Origin of the sequence: Pseudomonas sp. BIOMIG1BAC (assembly GCF_001705995.2) — a bacterium.
GTDB classification, from domain to species: domain Bacteria; phylum Pseudomonadota; class Gammaproteobacteria; order Pseudomonadales; family Pseudomonadaceae; genus Aquipseudomonas; species Aquipseudomonas sessilinigenes.
The window spans coordinates 2,631,380-2,647,924 of the sequence record NZ_CP049045.1 but is presented as its reverse complement, the minus strand read 5'-3'; the positions used below and the strand labels follow the sequence as shown (position 1 = coordinate 2,647,924).

The following is a 16,545-nucleotide window of genomic DNA, read 5'->3' as shown; positions in this document are numbered from 1 at the left end:
GGCTGTTACGCATCATCCACGCACTTGAGGATTACACCTTACCTTCGACACAGGGGCTCACGGCTTTCCGATAGCCCAGTAGCGAATCCAGGATGATAAAGCCCAGGAGACTGACGCCCAGTACGGGCAGCGCAAAGCCAATCGACAACGCAGCCAGGATCAACGCCCATTGCGCGCCCGGAGTCAATGAGCGCCAGAGGTTCAAGAGCGTTGCCTGCTGATTGCGCGCCAAGGAAAGCGTTGGACGACGTCGCCACCACATTACATAACCCATGACAACCATGGCCGCCAGGCCACTGGCGAAGACCACCAGCACCAATTGGTTGGCCAGACCAAACAACACGCCCATGTGAGCATCAATGCCCCAGCGGGTGAGCTTGGCGGGCAACGAGTATTCTGAAAACCTCACGTGATCGACCACTTCCAGTGTTTGCGGGTCGATCGACACGGCATCCACTTGCGTCGGCCAACTGCGATCTATCTCGCTGACAACCCAAGCCTTGTCACTACTCGTAGATGGCCTGATTTCAACCTTGGCAGCATCGATATGCGCGCCACGCGCGCTGGCCAGAATACTGTCGAACAAAGCTGGGTCCAGCATGGATGCCTGTGCCATTGGTGCCATGTGCATATGATGCTCGGCGTGCTCGTCCACGGGCATCGGCATCGCCGCCGACTTGCCCAAGGAGGTGGCCACACTTGGGGTTGACCAGCCATAGTAGGCACGCAACACGCCGATGTTATCGCCGGCGTACTGTGACCACGTCAAACCGGTGGCCGAGAAGAACAGCAGCCCCAGCAGCAGCCATATGCCGGTAGTGGAATGCCAGCGGCGCACATTGCCGCGCCCACGGCTCTGCCGACGACGGCGAACTGCCCACAGCACCAGACCACCGAGTGCAGCCACCCACAACCATGAAGCCGCCAACTCGCTGTAGATCCTGCCGATATCCCCCAGCAAAAGACCTCGATGAAACTGATCGATCCAGGTGCGTAGCGGTAGCACACCACTAGTACCGTAAACCTTCATGTCCCCGCGAATTTCGCCACTCACCGGATCCACGAACAGCGCCCGATGCTCTGACGGGCCAAAGCCCGGATCGCTGAACATAACCCGAGTGGTATCCCCTTCCCGGGGGGCCGGGCGAACCGCTGCCACGCTTAGGCCTGGACCCGCCGATGCCTGTGCGCGTTGAATCTGAGCCTGCAAGCTCATAGCGGAGCCACGGCTGTCTGTGTGCAGGGCATGTGCGTAGAGCGAATCTTCGATCTGAGGGGTCAGTGCATAGACGACACCACTCAAGGTCGCGACCAGCATGAAGGGACCGACGAATACGCCGATGTAAAAATGGAGCCGCTTCAGAAAGGCGGCAAACGCCATGGACGGCTTTGGCTCCGGGCTTGAAGATGATGCAGACATAGGGACTCACCAACGTGTAAACGCGGCCGACCGGGATCACATCCCAGAAGACTATAAATTCAGTATTGGATGCTCTTGCGAGCGATACTCAAAGTTCCACGAAAGGCGTTAAGGGGCCTGTGGATTGAGTGCCGGGAGCGTGTGCCTTGATAACTTCCCGTGCCAGAGGCCAGGCAACACAAAACGGGGGCTGCGGGTCCGGATCAGCCAGCCCAGTGCAACGAAAAAAATCATTGCAAGCGTCAGTGTTCCGGCAAACGAACAGTCTCCCGACTGCGCCTTCATGCTTCCTGACGCGCCCATTTTTTTTGAAGATCCGTCCATGGGCATGTGCATCTCGTGATCACCTGCATGATGGCCTCGATGCATGTCCGACATCCCAAGGCCGTCGTGGGAACCTGAGGCCACAGCGTTACCGGTAAAAGCGGCCATCATCTGACCGTGACCGATACTGCACGCAAGACCATTGAACAAGATAACTGCGTACAGTATCCAGGCGATGGGCGAGCAGTGGGTTCGGAATAAATTCATGGCGAGTAATTTAGCATCCCTAGCTGTGTCAAAACACAGCTGTGTGATGACCCGTATGAGAGTGGCAGCAAACCAACCAAAGATCTTCCGGCCCCAGCGATTGCTCGAGCTGGAAGTCGGTACTGCGCCGTCTGGCGCCGTACTTTTTTCGAACACACCAGAAAGTCTTTTTCAGAGTTTCCTTAGCTTTTAACCGGGTCCCGGCGGTCAAAGCGGCTTGCGGCGAAAAGCCGGCTACTATAAAAAATCCCCTCTTGGAGCTCCCAGTTCCTCTATGCTTACTTCACGCATGCGGAATTTCTGCACCTTGCCGCTGACGGTCATCGGAAAATCGTCAACGAACTTGAAATGGCGCGGCGTCTTGAAGTGAGCGATCCGGCCTTTGCAGTACTCGCGCAACTCGTCGGCGCTTACCTGGTGCCCCTCATGCAACCTGAGCCAAGCTACAATCTCTTCTCCGTAGACTTTGTCCGGCACACCGATGACCTGCACGTCTGCCACCGAAGGATGAGTAAAGAAGAACTCTTCGATTTCGCGCGGATAAACATTCTCGCCGCCCCGAATGATCATGTCCTTATTGCGCCCGATGATCTTCAGGTAACCCTTCTCATCCATGATTGCCAAGTCGCCGGTGTGCATCCAGCGTGCGTTGTCGATGGCCTCCGCAGTTGCTTGCGGGTTGTTCCAGTAGCCGAGCATCACGCTGTAGCCTCGGGTACACAGTTCGCCGATCTGACCGCGAGGAACGATCCGGTTTTGCTCATCGACGACCTTGCTTTCCAAATGTGGCTGAGTGCGGCCGACACTGCTGACTCGGTGCTCAATATCGTCGTCCGGGCCGGTCTGTGCGGAGACCGGACTGGTTTCGGTCATTCCGTAAGCGATCTGTATCTCCTTGAGGTGCAGGTCGTCGATCACCCGCCTCATGACTTCGATCGGGCAGGTGGAGCCGGCCATGATGCCCGTTCGTAGATGGCTCAAGTCCAATGACTGCCGCTCCGGGTGGTCTAGCATCGCAATGAACATCGTCGGCACGCCATACATGCCGGTCGCTTTCTCCTGTGCAGCGGCCCGCAAGGTCTCCAGGGGATCGAAGGCTGCACTGGGGTAGATCATTGTCGTTCCGTGGGTGACACAACCCAGATTGCCCATGACCATGCCGAAGCAGTGATACAGCGGCACAGGTATCACTAACCTGTCGCGCTCGCTGAGCTTCAGGCTTTCACCGACCATAAAACCGTTATTCAAGATGTTGTAGTGACTGAGGGTGGCGCCTTTGGGAAATCCAGTGGTGCCCGAGGTGTACTGGATGTTGACGGGGTCGTCGAACTGCAGTTGCTCACCGCATTGCCGCAGTTGTTGCGGAGCCACTCTTTCCGCCAGGTCCAACAGGCCCTCCCATGACAACATACCGTCAGCCGGCGTGTCGCCAAGGCTGATCACGCCCCGCAACTCAGGCAACCTGCCGCTTTCAAGTGCGCCGATAGCGCAGCGGTGGAGTTCGGGCAGCAGATCGTGAAGCATCGCGTGATAGTTGGAAGTCTTGAACGACTCGGCACAAATCAGCCAACGACACCCCGATTGCTTGAGCGTGTACTCAAGCTCGGTCAGACGGTAGGCCGGGTTGATGTTCACCAACACCGCCCCCACCTTGGCGGATGCGAACTGGGTGATGCACCATTGCGCGCAGTTCGGCGACCAGATGCCTACCCGTTCACCGGCCTTGAGGCCCAGCGCGAGCAACCCTCGGGCGCAACCATCCACCTCCTCGGCCAACTGTGCCCAAGTGTAGCGCAGCCCTTGATGCCGTACGACCAAAGCTTCGCGATCGGTGAACCGTTCCACCGCTCGGTCGAACGCCGCGCCAATGGTCATCGCCAACAAGGGTGTGGTTTGCAGTCCACTGGTGTAACTGGGAACACTCATATCGACTCTCTCTGTACGATCCAGGTGTGGGCCGGGGGTTTACACCGCAGGGCCCTTGTTGAATGGCTGTCCCTCTTTGTTTTTAACGAGTAAATATTTGCGCCGTGGTAATCGCCATGTCCCCGCCGGGCAATTTGATGTTGCCGACCTGCTTCAAACTGTCGGCATCGAACACCGCTACGTCGTTGAAAGTACCTGCCAGGTAAATCTTGCTGCCGGCCTTGTTGAACGAAATGCAGTAGTAGGAATGATCCAGCGTGGCGGCCTGAAGCATTTTTTTCTGCTTGATGTCGTACTTGGCCAGCCGGTTGAGCACGCCGAACATCAGGTTCGGGTCCTTGGGCGAACGCATGCCACTGAAATAGATTTCCGTCAGGGGGCCGAAGTCGGTGGTTTCGGTCTTGCCGGTTTTCAGGTCAATGCTGAACAGCCCATAGAGGTACTCGGCGGTGGCCGGGTCCTGCTTCTTATCCTTGAATTTCGCAGCGGTGTAGAGCAGCGAAAAATCATGACGGTAGGTCTGCTGGTTCCACACATAGAGCACATCCGGTGCGCTGTAATTGGCACGTTTCCAATGACGACTGGGGATCAGCACGTCGAACTTGCCGGTGTTCACGTTGACCTTGTAAACATCCGCTCCCGCCACATACAACGTGCCATCGTCACCGCTTTGCATGATGGTCAGCTGCCGCGGCGCCGGAAAACTGCGCACGGGTTTGGCGTCCATACCGGCATCGGTGGCGTACACATCGAGCCGGGGTTGCTGCACTTCGTAACGATCGTTGAGCATCAACGTCGGGTTGGCGATGGCAAACAATTCCTTGCCGTCATGGCTCAGGGTAAAGGCAAACATCGACTTCGCTTTTTCCCCAGGTTTCTGGGTAATGCTGGCGTGGAAGACCTGTTTGCAGTTGTCGAGCTCAACGCCGTAGACATCCGCGTAATGGTTGTTCAGCACGTAGGCGGTCTTGCGATCCGGCGACAGCTGCACGGTGCCGGGCCCGAAGGCGCCCGGCATTTTGCAGGTCTTGAACAGGCTGTCGGTTGCCAGGTCGATCACGTGCAGGTTGTTCGGATAATTGGTGGTCACCATGTACTCGTGACCGCTTTGCAGCGCAGTGTTTTCATCGGCCAGAACATTGAGCGATAGAGCGCTCAGGACACCGAACGCGGCCAAGCCGCAGGCTTTGATGCATTGCATGCTGGAATCCTTCTTCATGACCGATCACTTGTCTTTTGGAAAGACAGTGCCAAGGTTGCGCCAGTTTTCGTTGGACGCCTGGGCATCCTTGTTCCAGTCCGGATAGGTGCTCATCATGTCCGGCACCTGGGCCGGCCACCAGCAGGGGTCGGAGCAGCCATACAGGTCCGCTTCCATCGGCTGGCACAGCGAAGACACACCGCCAAACGCATCGATTTCCCAACCCGGGTCGGTCGTCGAGGCGCAGCCGGCGACGGAACTCATCGCCACCACTTCTTCGATACGGTTTTCGGCCGCGGCCTGATCGAGTTTCTGGGCTTTGTTGTTGATTGCCTTGAGATGTTTCATATCAGTGAGCCTTGCGCGGAGTGATGTAGCTGCTGATAAACGCAGGGTTGTGAGCCATGATCCGGGTGTAGACCTCGATGCCGAAGTCGACCCAGTCACGCATCAGTTCGCAGTAGTGATAGGTCGGATGAGTCGGGTCGCCGTATCGGGCGTAGCTCTCGTGGTAGCAGCCGCCGGAGCAGAGATTGCGGATCTGGCAGTCTTCGCAACCGGTGTTGGTGCGGTCCAGGCGCTGGGACAGGAAGTCGTTCAACTCGACCTGTTTCACCCCGCTGTGGACGTTGCCGAACGTCGGCAGGCTCGAGCCGGTAAAGCGGTGACAGAGGTTCAATTCGCCCTTGTGGTCCACCGCCAGCATCTTCAGGCCCGCGCCGCAAGGCAGGGCCTTTTTGTGGCCTTCATGAATGTCGGTGATCAACTGGTGCAGGTTGGAAAAACCAATGTTGCGGTGTTCGAGCGCCGCCTCCAGATAACGCCGACCGAGCTTCTTCATGTTGGCGAAGACTTCGATCAGCTCGTCGCTGGACAGGTTGAAGCTGCTGATATCGCCAGACGTCACCGGAGCAAAACCCACTTCGGCAAAGCCCAGTTCGTTGAACAGGTGGTCCCAGATCGTTTCAACGTCGGTGACGCCCGTGGTCAGGGTTACCCGCGCACCAACCGGGCGGCTGTTGTAGCGCGACAGCAGCATCTCGGCCTTGCGCCGCACCACGTCATACGTGCCCTGCCCGCCCACGGTGATGCGGTTGCGGTCGTGCACGGTTTTCGGCCCGTCAATGCTCACGGAGAGGCCGAAGCGATGGGCGTTGAGGTAGTCCACGGTGTCTTCGGTGAGCAGCGTGGCGTTGGTGGTCATGACAAATTCGACGAACTTGCCCGCCTCGGCAAAACGCTTTTCGCAATAGTCGACCATGTACTCGATCAGCTTGCGATTGCTCAGCGGCTCGCCCCCGAAGAACACCACGGTGAAACGCTCTTCGTCCGGGGATTCGCGCAATAGCATTTCTACCGAAGCGACCGCTGTTTCGATGTCCATTTTCTTGCCGGCCGAGGGCTTGTCCAAGTCCTCTTTGTAGCAGTAGGTGCAGCTCAGATTGCAGCCCGTGTTGACGTTGAGCACCACGGTATTGATCGCGGTGCGCTCGACGCGTTTGGCAGCGATGTCAGGTGTCAGCGGCGAGCCGTCGCTGACCAACTCCAGGGAGATCAGCTCACGCAGGGTCTCGGTGATTTCTTCGCCGTTGAAGCGTTCGGCCAAGCGCTGGATCAGGTCGTCCGACGAACAACCGGGACCGCGCAAGGTATCGATGATGGTGCCGGTCAGCTCATCGCTGGCGAACAGCGAACTGCTGGGGATATGGAACAGCATGCGGTCGGCGTCGACATGCACTTCGTGCAGATTGCGCTCGACCAGATTCAAGATAGCGCCCATTGCAAACCTCCTGTGCAAGCCCTTACTCAGGGCTTGCGGTCATTCCGAAAAGTGTCTGGAACCGTTAAAAACAGCCAACTTATGGAATGGGTGGATTGTTCCAGCGTTGCACGGTGACGATCATGTGCCCTTCGCCGGTCAGGGATCTCCCCGCATCATCGACGGCGGCGATCACCTTGAGGTTGCCGGCATTGTTGGTGGACATTTTGCGTTGCGGGTTCGGCCCTGCATCGCCTGGGGTGAATACGCCGGTATCGGCCTGCATGGTGCCGGCAAACTTGACGTCTTCATCCTCTTTGGCGCGGTCGTCGAAAGCCTCGACCTTCCACTGCGCCGGGAATACGCCGATGCGATAGGGCTTGCCGTCAGCCCCTTTGCCCCACGCCTCGGCATCGAAACGGCCCTGGACTTTCGGCGTGGAACCACCGCCCTCGCCGATCCGCGCCACCGAAAATTCGGGGACGACTTTGACTTCAGCGATCTTGCTGTAGACCGACAGCGTCGGGCCTTTCAGCGTGCCGACCGTGACGTTGCGCAGGCCCGGTTGCGCATTGGCAGCCGCCTTGAGTTTGACCCGTAGGCGCTCGGGCGTTTGCTCCAGCACTTGGACCACTTCCACGCCTTTGCCAAAGTCAGGTTTGCCAGTGAGACCGCTGCCGACCAAGGTGACTTCGGTTTCGCTGCCCGCCTTCAGATAACCCGGCTGCACCGCCAGCAAACGATTGGAACCCTGTTTGGCTGCGACGAAGTCCAAACCCCGCTCGTCGTGCTCGGCCTCGAACATCCGGCCCTGCATGGCGTTGCCTTGGGCGGCGAATACCTGGCGCATGACCAAGCCGTCGATGGTCACGTTGCCGCGCCATTCGTAACCGCTGTAGAGAATCGCGCTACCGTCACCCTCAAACGGACTGCCATCGGCGTATTGGCCTTTGACGCTGACCTTGAACGTATCGCTGCCATCGGCTGTCACGCTCATGACGCCAGCCAGTTCGCCTTTACCCGGCAGGTGCCCGCTGAAGCTCCAATCGCCGACCAGCGCCTCGGCTTTCGGCGCGCTGCCCAGCCATGCTTTCCAGGCCGGGTTGTCCAGCGGATAACGCTTGGCGAGCAACGGCACCATTTCTTTGCGGGCCAGATCGAACCAATCGCGGTCACGGGACAGGGCCTGGTATTCGAGGGACGGCCACTGGCCGAGGTGGAAGTTCACCAGGCGCTCCCATTCCTGGGCAGGTCGACGCTGCAGGGCAACCCGCGCACCGGAGTGGCAACGGCCGCACATCTGGCTGGTCTGGTCGTCGAATTTCTCGACAGTATTGAGCCGTCGTTCCAGCGCATAACGCACACCGTCCGTCTCGCTCGGCGCCAGGCCCTGAGTGTCGGCCAGGTATTTGACCAGGATTCGACGATCGTCATCGCTGATCTGCAACCCGTGCATGACCTGCATCCGGGCAATGCTCATCAGCCAGCCTTCCGGCGTCTTGCGCTGGTGGCTGATACGGCTCAGGGCGTTATCGGCTTCGGGGGTGTGGCAGCCCTGACAGGTTTCCTTGAGGATGGTCTGGGCGTCGCGAGCTGCCAGGCTGTAAGGCGAATGCAGCGCCACACAGGCCGCCACGGCCAGCAGACTGACGCTCAGGCCTGATCGGAGTTTTCTCTTCATCAACGTCGAACCTCGCACGGTGCTTTCTTATTTTTGTGGCTTATCGTTTTTATGGTTTCTACCGTCGGCGACAACCCGCTGACGGAGGCAAGAGAAACGTCTGCGATGAGCAATACACGGAGCGTGCCAGCTTAACGACTATATTATTAATCAATTAGTTACGTGGTTATTTTGGCTTTCTAACGCGTCAGAACAAGACCGCCTGCGTCTAATATCGCGACAGCTGTTGCACTCTGAGACAGCATAGATGTCCTCGGCTGAAACACTTCTCGTCCAGCGATGACGTTTGCGTACAACGGGATCCGCTCGTCGTCTCATACGTTGTCGCGATTTGCGACAAAACCTGGGTGCCGACCGTCCCCTTTCATCGCTAGAACCCCCGCCAACAAAGGCCCATCCACCCGTTCCTGGTACTTGGCACAGCCATTGCCAACTTGGAGAAGTCCACGTTTCTCAGCACAACAAGAGGTCTCATCATGCCGCTGCCTTATCTGCTCCCCGCCACCTCGGCCTTCGTCCAACGCGCCCCACGCATGCTCATCGGCGGCGACTGGGTCGAGGCCGCCGACGGCCAGACCATGCCTCTGCACAATCCGGCCACCGGCGAAGTGCTGTGCTTGGTGCCAAGGTCCACCCCCGACGATGTCGACCGCGCAGTACTCGCCGCCCGTCAGGCTTTCGACGATTCCGCCTGGACGCGCACCCGCCCTAGGGAGCGGCAGAACCTGTTGTGGAAACTCGCCGATCTGATGCAGCGCGACGCCGAACTGCTGGCGCAACTCGAATGCCTGAACAACGGCAAGAGCGCGGCGGTGGCTCAAGTGATGGACGTGCAACTGTCCATCGACTTCCTGCGCTATATGGCCGGTTGGGCAACCAAGATCGAAGGCTCCAGTGTTGACGTGTCGCTGCCGCTGATGCCCAACGATCAATTCCACAGTTTCATTCGCCGCGAAGCGGTGGGCGTGGTCGGGGCCATCGTCGCCTGGAACTTTCCGCTGTTGCTGGCTTGCTGGAAACTCGGCCCTGCCCTGGCCACCGGTTGCACCGTGGTGCTCAAACCCGCCGACGAAACGCCGCTGACCGCGCTGAAGCTCGCCGAACTGGTGCTGGAAGCCGGTTACCCCGAAGGCGTGTTCAACGTGGTCACCGGCACCGGCATCACAGCGGGATCCGCCCTGACTCATAACCCGTTGGTGGACAAGCTGACCTTCACCGGCTCCACCGCCGTGGGCAAGCAGATCGGCAAGATCGCCATGGAATCCATGACCCGGGTCACCTTGGAGCTGGGTGGCAAATCGCCGACCATCGTCATGGCTGATGCCGACCTGAAGACCGCTGCCGCGGGTGCCGCCAGTGCGATCTTCTTCAACCAGGGCCAGGTCTGCTGCGCCGGGTCCCGGCTGTATGTGCAGCGCAAGCATTTCGACAATGTGGTGGCAGACATCGCCGACATCGCCATCGCGATGAAGCTCGGCAACGGCCTGGACCCTAGTGTCGAAATGGGACCGTTGATCTCCGCCCGTCAACAGGAACGGGTTTATGGCTACATCGAAAAAGGCCGGGAAAGTGGCGCGACCATCGCCTGTGGCGGTGAGCAATTCGGGCCGGGGTTCTTCGTCAAGCCTACGGTGATTGTCGACGTCGACCAGCGGCATGCATTGGTACAAGAGGAAATCTTTGGCCCAGTGTTGGTGGCGATTCCGTTCGACGACGAGGCCGATGCATTGCGTATGGCCAATGACAGCCCTTATGGCCTTGGGGCGAGTATCTGGTCGAATGATTTGGCTGCGGTGCACCGGATGATTCCGCGGATCAAGTCGGGTTCGGTGTGGGTCAACTGCCACAGTGCCCTGGACCCGGCGTTGCCGTTTGGCGGTTACAAAATGTCGGGGGTCGGGCGTGAGATGGGGTATGCGGCGATCGAGCATTACACCGAGTTGAAATCGGTGTTGATCAAGCTCTGACCCAGGGATGCATTCCCACGCTCCGCGTCGGAATGCATCCCTGACGCTCTGCGTCACATCCACAAACGGAACACGGAGCGTCCCTGGCGGCGTTCCCACGCGGAGCGTGGGAACGATCTGCACCTCGAATGTCAGGGCTTGAACCCTTGTCCCAGCAGCCAGCTGCGAACCACCTTCCCCTGCTCCGCCGTCAACCCAGCCAACACTTGTGCGACCGGCTCGGTGTGCAACCGTCGCACCAACGGTGCCAACTCGACCCCGTGCACGTGCCAGATCCCCAGCGGCTGATCCGCCGTGATCACCACCTCGGCCTCATCCACAAATCCATCGCGCAGTACCGGCGCCAGTTCAATCCTCAGCGTGGAGAATTCCACCGCGGCGTGGGCAACCTCAGCATCCGGCCACTGCCGCCGCGCCTGCCAGAACGGCTGGTTCGACCAACGCTGCTCATCGGCATAAAAGTCCCGGCCAATGCGCGCGAAGCGCAAAAACAACTGCTCTACCCGCTGCTGATGAAAACGCTGTGCCAGCAACCTCCGTTCAGGTTTGCGCAACAGCGTGTTGATCACCGTTGGCGCCTGCAACGCCGAAGACAATGACTGAAAGATGCCATTCCCCGACAGCGGATCCACCGCCATGGCGGCGTCGCCCACACGAATCCAATGGTCGCCACAGACCTGCGGACACAAAATCGCAGTGCTGCTTCGGGCATGCAGGTGCAGATCGGTTTGCGGTTCGCCCCCGAAAAACGCCTGGGTCAATGCCGACTGCTGGAACCGCTGGCGGCAGTAATCGAGCAACAGCGCCTTGCCCGGCAACTCGGCACTGGCCACATCCACTGTCCATTGCCAATAGCACTGGCCGTCGGCCCGACGCGCCATCCAGGCCCAGCCGTCCGCAAGGCTTTCCACAGCACTGGCGGTGGTACCCGGCGCACCTTGCCAGCGATTGAGCAAACTGACCGTCTCCGGCCCACGCAAGCCTTTGCCAAGGACCGGTGCCTGGCGTCCGCGGGCCTCCACCAGGAAATCCGCGAGCAGCGCATCACGCCCTTGCAGTTCGATTCGATGTCCCGAAGCGTGTAACTGCACCGTCAGCACTCGGCCCTCGATCAACTCAACGCCGGCCAAGCGCAAGTCCTCACGCAAGCCGCGATCGAAGCTCGGGCGATCCAGCAAAAATTCGATGTTCTGAGCATGCTGCTGACCGTTCCAGGACACCTGCCGCTGGGAAGGCTGCGCCGCATCCGTCAATGCTTGATGCAGGCCCGCACCGCGCAGTGCCTCCAGCACCCGCATGGACACCCCTTCGAGCGCCGCAAAGCGCCGCCACTCACTGACCAGCGTGACGGGGTATCCAAGCCGTCGCAACCCCAGGGCCACCGCCGCCCCCGCAGGCCCCGCGCCAAGAATCACAATCGGCTTCATGGGCCGACGCGCCGTTCAGGGCCGTGATAATGGGCGTTCTTTTGCAGCCACTCGACAATCTGTTCGTTGCTCGCCTCGGGATTTTCAACGAGAAAACCCACAATATGCCCGCTCAATGCCGCACAGCCGAGACTCGCGCCCGACTGCCCCGGGTAGGTACCGTAAACACACGCGGCAAAATCTGCCTGGGCGCTGTCGAGCCACGACCATTGCTGCGCGGTGCAACGAGCGTCGCCGGTGACCCGCAGCACCTGCGGATAATCCGCCGGGAACACCCCTAAACCCTGAGCCGGGCTTGACGCACACAATAGAATGCCCTGCGCCACCGCTGCTGCGCAGGCTTCACGCAACAAGCTTCGATCCTGCCGCAAACCGAGGCTCAGATTGATCAACCGCACGTCCTGCGCCACCAGCCAATCGATGGCGGTAGCGATCTGCAAGGCGCTGGTGACGCCACGCTGGTCGAACACCTGGGCGACGCAAAAAACCGCCGCCGGTGCACGCCGGCTGATGGCCTCGATCACCGCGCTACCATGGCCCAGCGGATCGTCGCGTAGATCGCTTTCGGCCAGGCCATCCTCCTGTAGCGAGAACCGCCGACCGGCAATCACCCGCACTCGTTGCGCTGCGCAATGACCACTGTCCACCACCCCAACCCGCAGCTCAGGCCTCATGCTGCACCGTTCCTGACGTGAGCACGCCATCCAGCAATTCAAAGCACAAATCGGCATCGGCCAGGGTCGAGGGGCGATGGCTGATTAGGATCCGCGTGCGCCCGGCGAACAACCGGTCGATGGCCGCGATCACTTCGCGCTCGGTGGCTTCGTCGACCGCCGAAGTCGCTTCGTCCAGCACCAGGATCAACGGATCCTGCAACAGCGCCCGGGCGATGGCGATGCGCTGTTTCTGTCCGCCGGATAACTGCTGGCCACGCTCGCCCAAAGGGCTGTCGAGGCCTTCGGGCAGTGATTCGATGAGGCTGTCGAGCTGCGCCAGCCGCGCCACTTCGTTAATCGCTTCGCGACTGGCGTCCGGCACCGCGTAGGCCAGGTTGTCGGCGAGGCTGCCGCGAAACAGCACGATGTCCTGACTGACCACGGCAATCCGCCGACGCAACTGGAACAGGTCCAGCTCGCGCAGATCGACCTCCCCCAGCAAGACCCGACCGGACTGCGGATCGTGATGCCGTTGCAGTAGATCGATCAGGGTCGATTTACCGACACCGGAGCCGCCGCTCAGGGCGACTTTCAAACCGTAAGGAATTCGCGCGTCAACGCCACGCAAGGTGGTCGGCCGACCGGGATGGCTGAAGTGCACGCTGTCGAAACGCAGTTCGCCAGAATCCGGCATCGGCTGCGGCGTAACCGGGGTAAGTACGGTCGGCTCTTGGCCGCGCAGTTCCATGACCCGCCCCAGGCTCACGGTCATCCGCTGAATCGCGACATAGAGCCCGAGCAAGCTCTGAACCGGGCCGACCGCCATGCCCAGGTAAGTCGAAAACGCGATCAGCGCGCCCAGTTGCCACGTCCCCTGCACCACCCAGTAACCGCCAATCAAAAACGCACAGGCCCGCGATAACGACGTCAGCGTGCCGGGCACCGCTTGAGTGAAAAACTCGGTGACTTGCAGGCGCAAGAGCTGACTCATATACCCTTGGCCCAACGTCTCCAGTCGCCGCGCCTCGCGCTGTTGCTGACCGGCGGACTGGATGAATTTCATCACCGGCAAGGTCTCGACCATGAACGAGGACATGTCCGCCGAACGCTCGCGCAACTGCCGCACATCGCGCTCGACCTTGCGCCGCATCCAGCGTAGCCAAAGCACGTCGAGTGGAATCAGCACCAAGGCCAGCAGCGAAAGCTGCCACGACAGGGTCATCAACATCGCCACGGCGACCACCAGGCCAATCACGCTCGACACCGCCGAGAACAGCGAGTCCACGGCAAAGCGCTGGATCTCCGCGACATCGCCGTCGAGACGCGACATCAAATCGCCGATTCGCCGTTGGCCGAAGAAACCCGGCGAGAGCATCTGCAAATGCCGATAAAGGTCATCGCGCAGGGCAAACAGAATCCGTCCGGATAATCGCGTGTGCAGGTAACGATTGATGCCCGACAGCGCCGTCCCCAACAACACGGCGACAATCATCAACCCGGCGATCAGCACCAGCATCGCAAAATTGCGCGCCAACAGGCCGTCGTCGATCAGCAGCTTGGTTAGCCAGGGTTGCACCAATACCAGCGACGAGGCGCAGACCGACAGCCCAAGCAGCCCGGCAATCGCCAACCGGTGCGGGCGCACGAAGCTGTAGAGCCAGCGCAACGCCGCTTGCAGGGTCGCGGGGTTCTGGCTGTCGACCAACCGAACGATCAAACGCAGCATCACGAACGCAACAGTTTGAGCTTGCGATACAGAGTCGCGCGGCTGATACCCAAGGCATCGGCGACCGCCGAGACGTTACCTTGGTGCGTGTCCAGGGACTGACGAATCAGCTCCAGTTCATGTTCACGAATACTGCCCCTCTGAGGGCGTTCGCCGGCGGTCAGTTCGTCGAGCATACTGTCGGGCAGATGGTCGAGGGTGAGCACGGTGTCCCCGGGTTCACGCATGGCCAACGCGGTGCGCAGAACCATTTCCAATTGGCGGATGTTGCCCGGCCAGTGATAGCCGCCTAGCAAGCGGATCAAATCGTCATGCAGGACGACTGTCGGCGCATCGAGTTTGGCCAGCAAACGATCGACCAGGCCATTGAAGTCGTCGCGCTCGCGCAGGGCCGGGAGCATTACGCTGATGCCGTTGACCCGGTAAAACAGATCCTCGCGAAAGTGTTTGTCTTCTACCAGACGCTTAAGGTCGCGGTGCGTGGCGCAGATCAGCGCGATGTCGATGTCTTGCTCCTCTCCAGCGCCCAGCGGCGCGACCTTGCGGTCCTGCAGTACCCTGAGTAAACGGGCCTGCAAGGCCAGCGGCATGTCGCCGATTTCATCGAGAAACAACGTGCCGCCATGGGCCTGTTGCAGGCGCCCGACCATGCCGCCCCGGCGCGAACCGGTAAAGGCGCCTTCGCGATAGCCAAACAGCTCCGACTCGATCAGGCCTTCGGGGATGGCCGCGCAGTTCACCGCGACGAAAGGTTTGTCGCAGCGGGTTCCAGCCATATGGAGCGCTCGGGCAATGACTTCCTTACCGGTGCCCGTTTCGCCCAGCAGCAACACTGGCAATTCATTGGCCAGGCCTTGGCGGGCCATGCGCAGCGCCCGGGCGTAACGGGCATTGTTGCCGGCCAGGGATTCGAGATCGGGTTGCGGTTTAGCGGTTTTAATTGGGGTGCGCGATGGAGCGCTGACGGTGATCGAGCGCTGCGGCGCGCGCAGGGTTTTGTAGAAAAATTCACCCTTGGCGGTTTGCAGACTGCCGATGCCGCCCTGATGCAGGCGCGATAACAGTTGCAGGCCATCGACACCCAGGAACTCTTCACAGCGTCGGCCAACCAGCGCCGAACGCTCGGCATGGAGCAACTGACAAGCCTGGGCGCTGACCGCGAGGATCTGCCCACCGAGACTCACCGCGAGCAAACCCTGCCAAGGGGATTCGAGGTATTGCCGACGGCTGTGGAAGGCGAGGACAATCTGGTCCGGGTAACAAGCGTTGAACACGCGACTTTCGATCTGGCTGACGGCCATGGTCAGCAACGCCGTGCTGTCGTGAACGCGGCCGAGCGGACCTTCGCGGGTCAGGTCAAGGACGCCGAGGATGTCACCCTGCGGGCAATAAATCGGCACCGAGGTGCAGGAAAAATCGGTCAGACGGTCTAGGTAATGTTCGCCGCAATCGATCATCGTTGGCCGCGCTTCCACCAGCGCGGTGCCCAGCGCGTTGGTGCCGCGCGCCGCTTCGCTCCAGCAAGCGCCCAGCGTGATGTCTTGCAGGTTGCTACCTTTGAAACGATCGGCGCGCCCTTCGGCTGCCAGGATGGTGGCCTCGGAATTGGCGAGGATGATGAGCCCTTCCTTGCCCTGGCGCTCGGCCAGATAATCGATGGCCGGCATCGCCGCATCGATCAAAAACCGATTGCTCTCCAGTAGCACTTCAAGGCTCGCGTTCGAGTCCAGCGCCAGTTCTTGCTTGGCATTGAAATGCACGCCATGGCTGAGACTACGCCGCCACGACGCATCGATTTCCGCCCGCAACACGCCATCGGGAACGGTACCTTCGAGGTGCATTTTTTCCCGGGCCAGCCGGGCTTCGCGATGAAGTTTGGGATGAGTTGTTTTTATCATCAAGCGCTCCGGATCGGTCCGCCCTGCGCCCTTTTGAGTTCAGCGCCTTATTCCCATCTTTACGTTAACGTCAGGGCCTTGGCAAGTGCCTTGCGATGGTTGCGCTCTATCCGTGGCACGTCGATCACTCAATTCAACCGATTCAGCCAGGTGCAAATATCAGCAAACTGAGACCAGGGCTCCACGCGCCTATGGCTACGAAAAACTCAGCGAGTTGAAAAAAGCCAGCCAGACTGCTCTGGGGTTAAAGCTCAAGTTGTGTTCTATCACGTAACAAGCGATAAAATTTTCGAGGTTCTCGCCGATTGAACGTGCTCGAACATGCAGCGCTGACACACTATCAGGCGATCGGC

At 60.0% G+C, this 16,545-nt stretch carries 11 protein-coding genes; 1 reads left to right on the top strand and 10 read right to left on the bottom strand.

The features are described 5' to 3' along the window. Positions 1-31: 31 nt before the first annotated feature. From ATY02_RS12645 to peaA, 6 genes are all read right to left on the bottom strand, one after another. Entirely contained in the window at positions 32-1,420 is a 1,389-nt protein-coding gene (locus tag ATY02_RS12645; protein WP_068580918.1) for a PepSY-associated TM helix domain-containing protein, read from the bottom strand. A gap of 768 nt (positions 1,421-2,188) precedes the next feature. Further along, positions 2,189-3,877, bottom strand: a complete 1,689-nt coding sequence (locus ATY02_RS12640; protein ID WP_068580921.1) for an AMP-binding protein — start codon at positions 3,875-3,877, stop codon at positions 2,189-2,191. An 82-nt stretch (positions 3,878-3,959) separates the two neighbouring features. Continuing rightward, positions 3,960-5,078 (bottom strand): quinohemoprotein amine dehydrogenase subunit beta, encoded by a 1,119-nt coding sequence (gene peaD, locus ATY02_RS12635; protein ID WP_068580924.1) that lies wholly within the window; start codon positions 5,076-5,078, stop codon positions 3,960-3,962. A gap of 24 nt (positions 5,079-5,102) precedes the next feature. Continuing rightward, positions 5,103-5,426, bottom strand: a complete 324-nt coding sequence (gene qhpC / locus ATY02_RS12630; RefSeq protein ID WP_007933151.1) for a quinohemoprotein amine dehydrogenase subunit gamma — start codon at positions 5,424-5,426, stop codon at positions 5,103-5,105. A gap of 1 nt (position 5,427) precedes the next feature. Then, positions 5,428-6,858 carry a quinohemoprotein amine dehydrogenase maturation protein gene (gene peaB, locus ATY02_RS12625; RefSeq protein WP_068580926.1) on the bottom strand — a complete coding sequence of 477 codons (1,431 nt, stop codon included), beginning with the start codon at positions 6,856-6,858 and terminating at the stop codon, positions 5,428-5,430. Positions 6,859-6,937: 79 nt separating this feature from the next. Beyond that, positions 6,938-8,518: a quinohemoprotein amine dehydrogenase subunit alpha gene (gene peaA / locus ATY02_RS12620; protein WP_068580929.1), complete on the bottom strand. Its 1,581-nt coding sequence runs from the start codon at positions 8,516-8,518 to the stop codon at positions 6,938-6,940. Positions 8,519-8,994: 476 nt separating this feature from the next. On the opposite strand from peaA, the gene ATY02_RS12615 reads away from it, so the two are divergent. After that, positions 8,995-10,485: an aldehyde dehydrogenase family protein gene (locus ATY02_RS12615; RefSeq protein WP_068580931.1), complete on the top strand. Its 1,491-nt coding sequence runs from the start codon at positions 8,995-8,997 to the stop codon at positions 10,483-10,485. 131 nt (positions 10,486-10,616) lie between these two features. Here ATY02_RS12615 and ATY02_RS12610 read toward each other — a convergent pair whose 3' ends face one another. Genes ATY02_RS12610 through ATY02_RS12595 form a run of 4 tightly spaced genes read right to left on the bottom strand, consistent with a single transcriptional unit; the run spans position 10,617 to position 16,192 of the window. Continuing rightward, positions 10,617-11,912 (bottom strand): tryptophan 7-halogenase, encoded by a 1,296-nt coding sequence (locus ATY02_RS12610; RefSeq protein WP_068580934.1) that lies wholly within the window; start codon positions 11,910-11,912, stop codon positions 10,617-10,619. Further along, the gene (locus ATY02_RS12605) at positions 11,909-12,586 is read right to left on the bottom strand and encodes a S8 family serine peptidase (protein ID WP_068580937.1); all 678 of its coding nucleotides are present in this window, start codon (positions 12,584-12,586) and stop codon (positions 11,909-11,911) included. The genes ATY02_RS12610 and ATY02_RS12605 overlap by 4 nt, the downstream gene beginning before the upstream one ends. Beyond that, a complete protein-coding gene (locus tag ATY02_RS12600; protein ID WP_068580940.1) occupies positions 12,576-14,294 on the bottom strand; it encodes an ABC transporter ATP-binding protein in 1,719 nt (572 codons plus the stop codon). The genes ATY02_RS12605 and ATY02_RS12600 overlap by 11 nt, the downstream gene beginning before the upstream one ends. Continuing rightward, a complete protein-coding gene (locus ATY02_RS12595) occupies positions 14,294-16,192 on the bottom strand; it encodes a sigma-54-dependent Fis family transcriptional regulator (RefSeq protein WP_068580943.1) in 1,899 nt (632 codons plus the stop codon). Before ATY02_RS12595 ends, ATY02_RS12600 begins: the two co-directional genes overlap by 1 nt. Between the last annotated feature and the right edge of the window lie 353 nt (positions 16,193-16,545).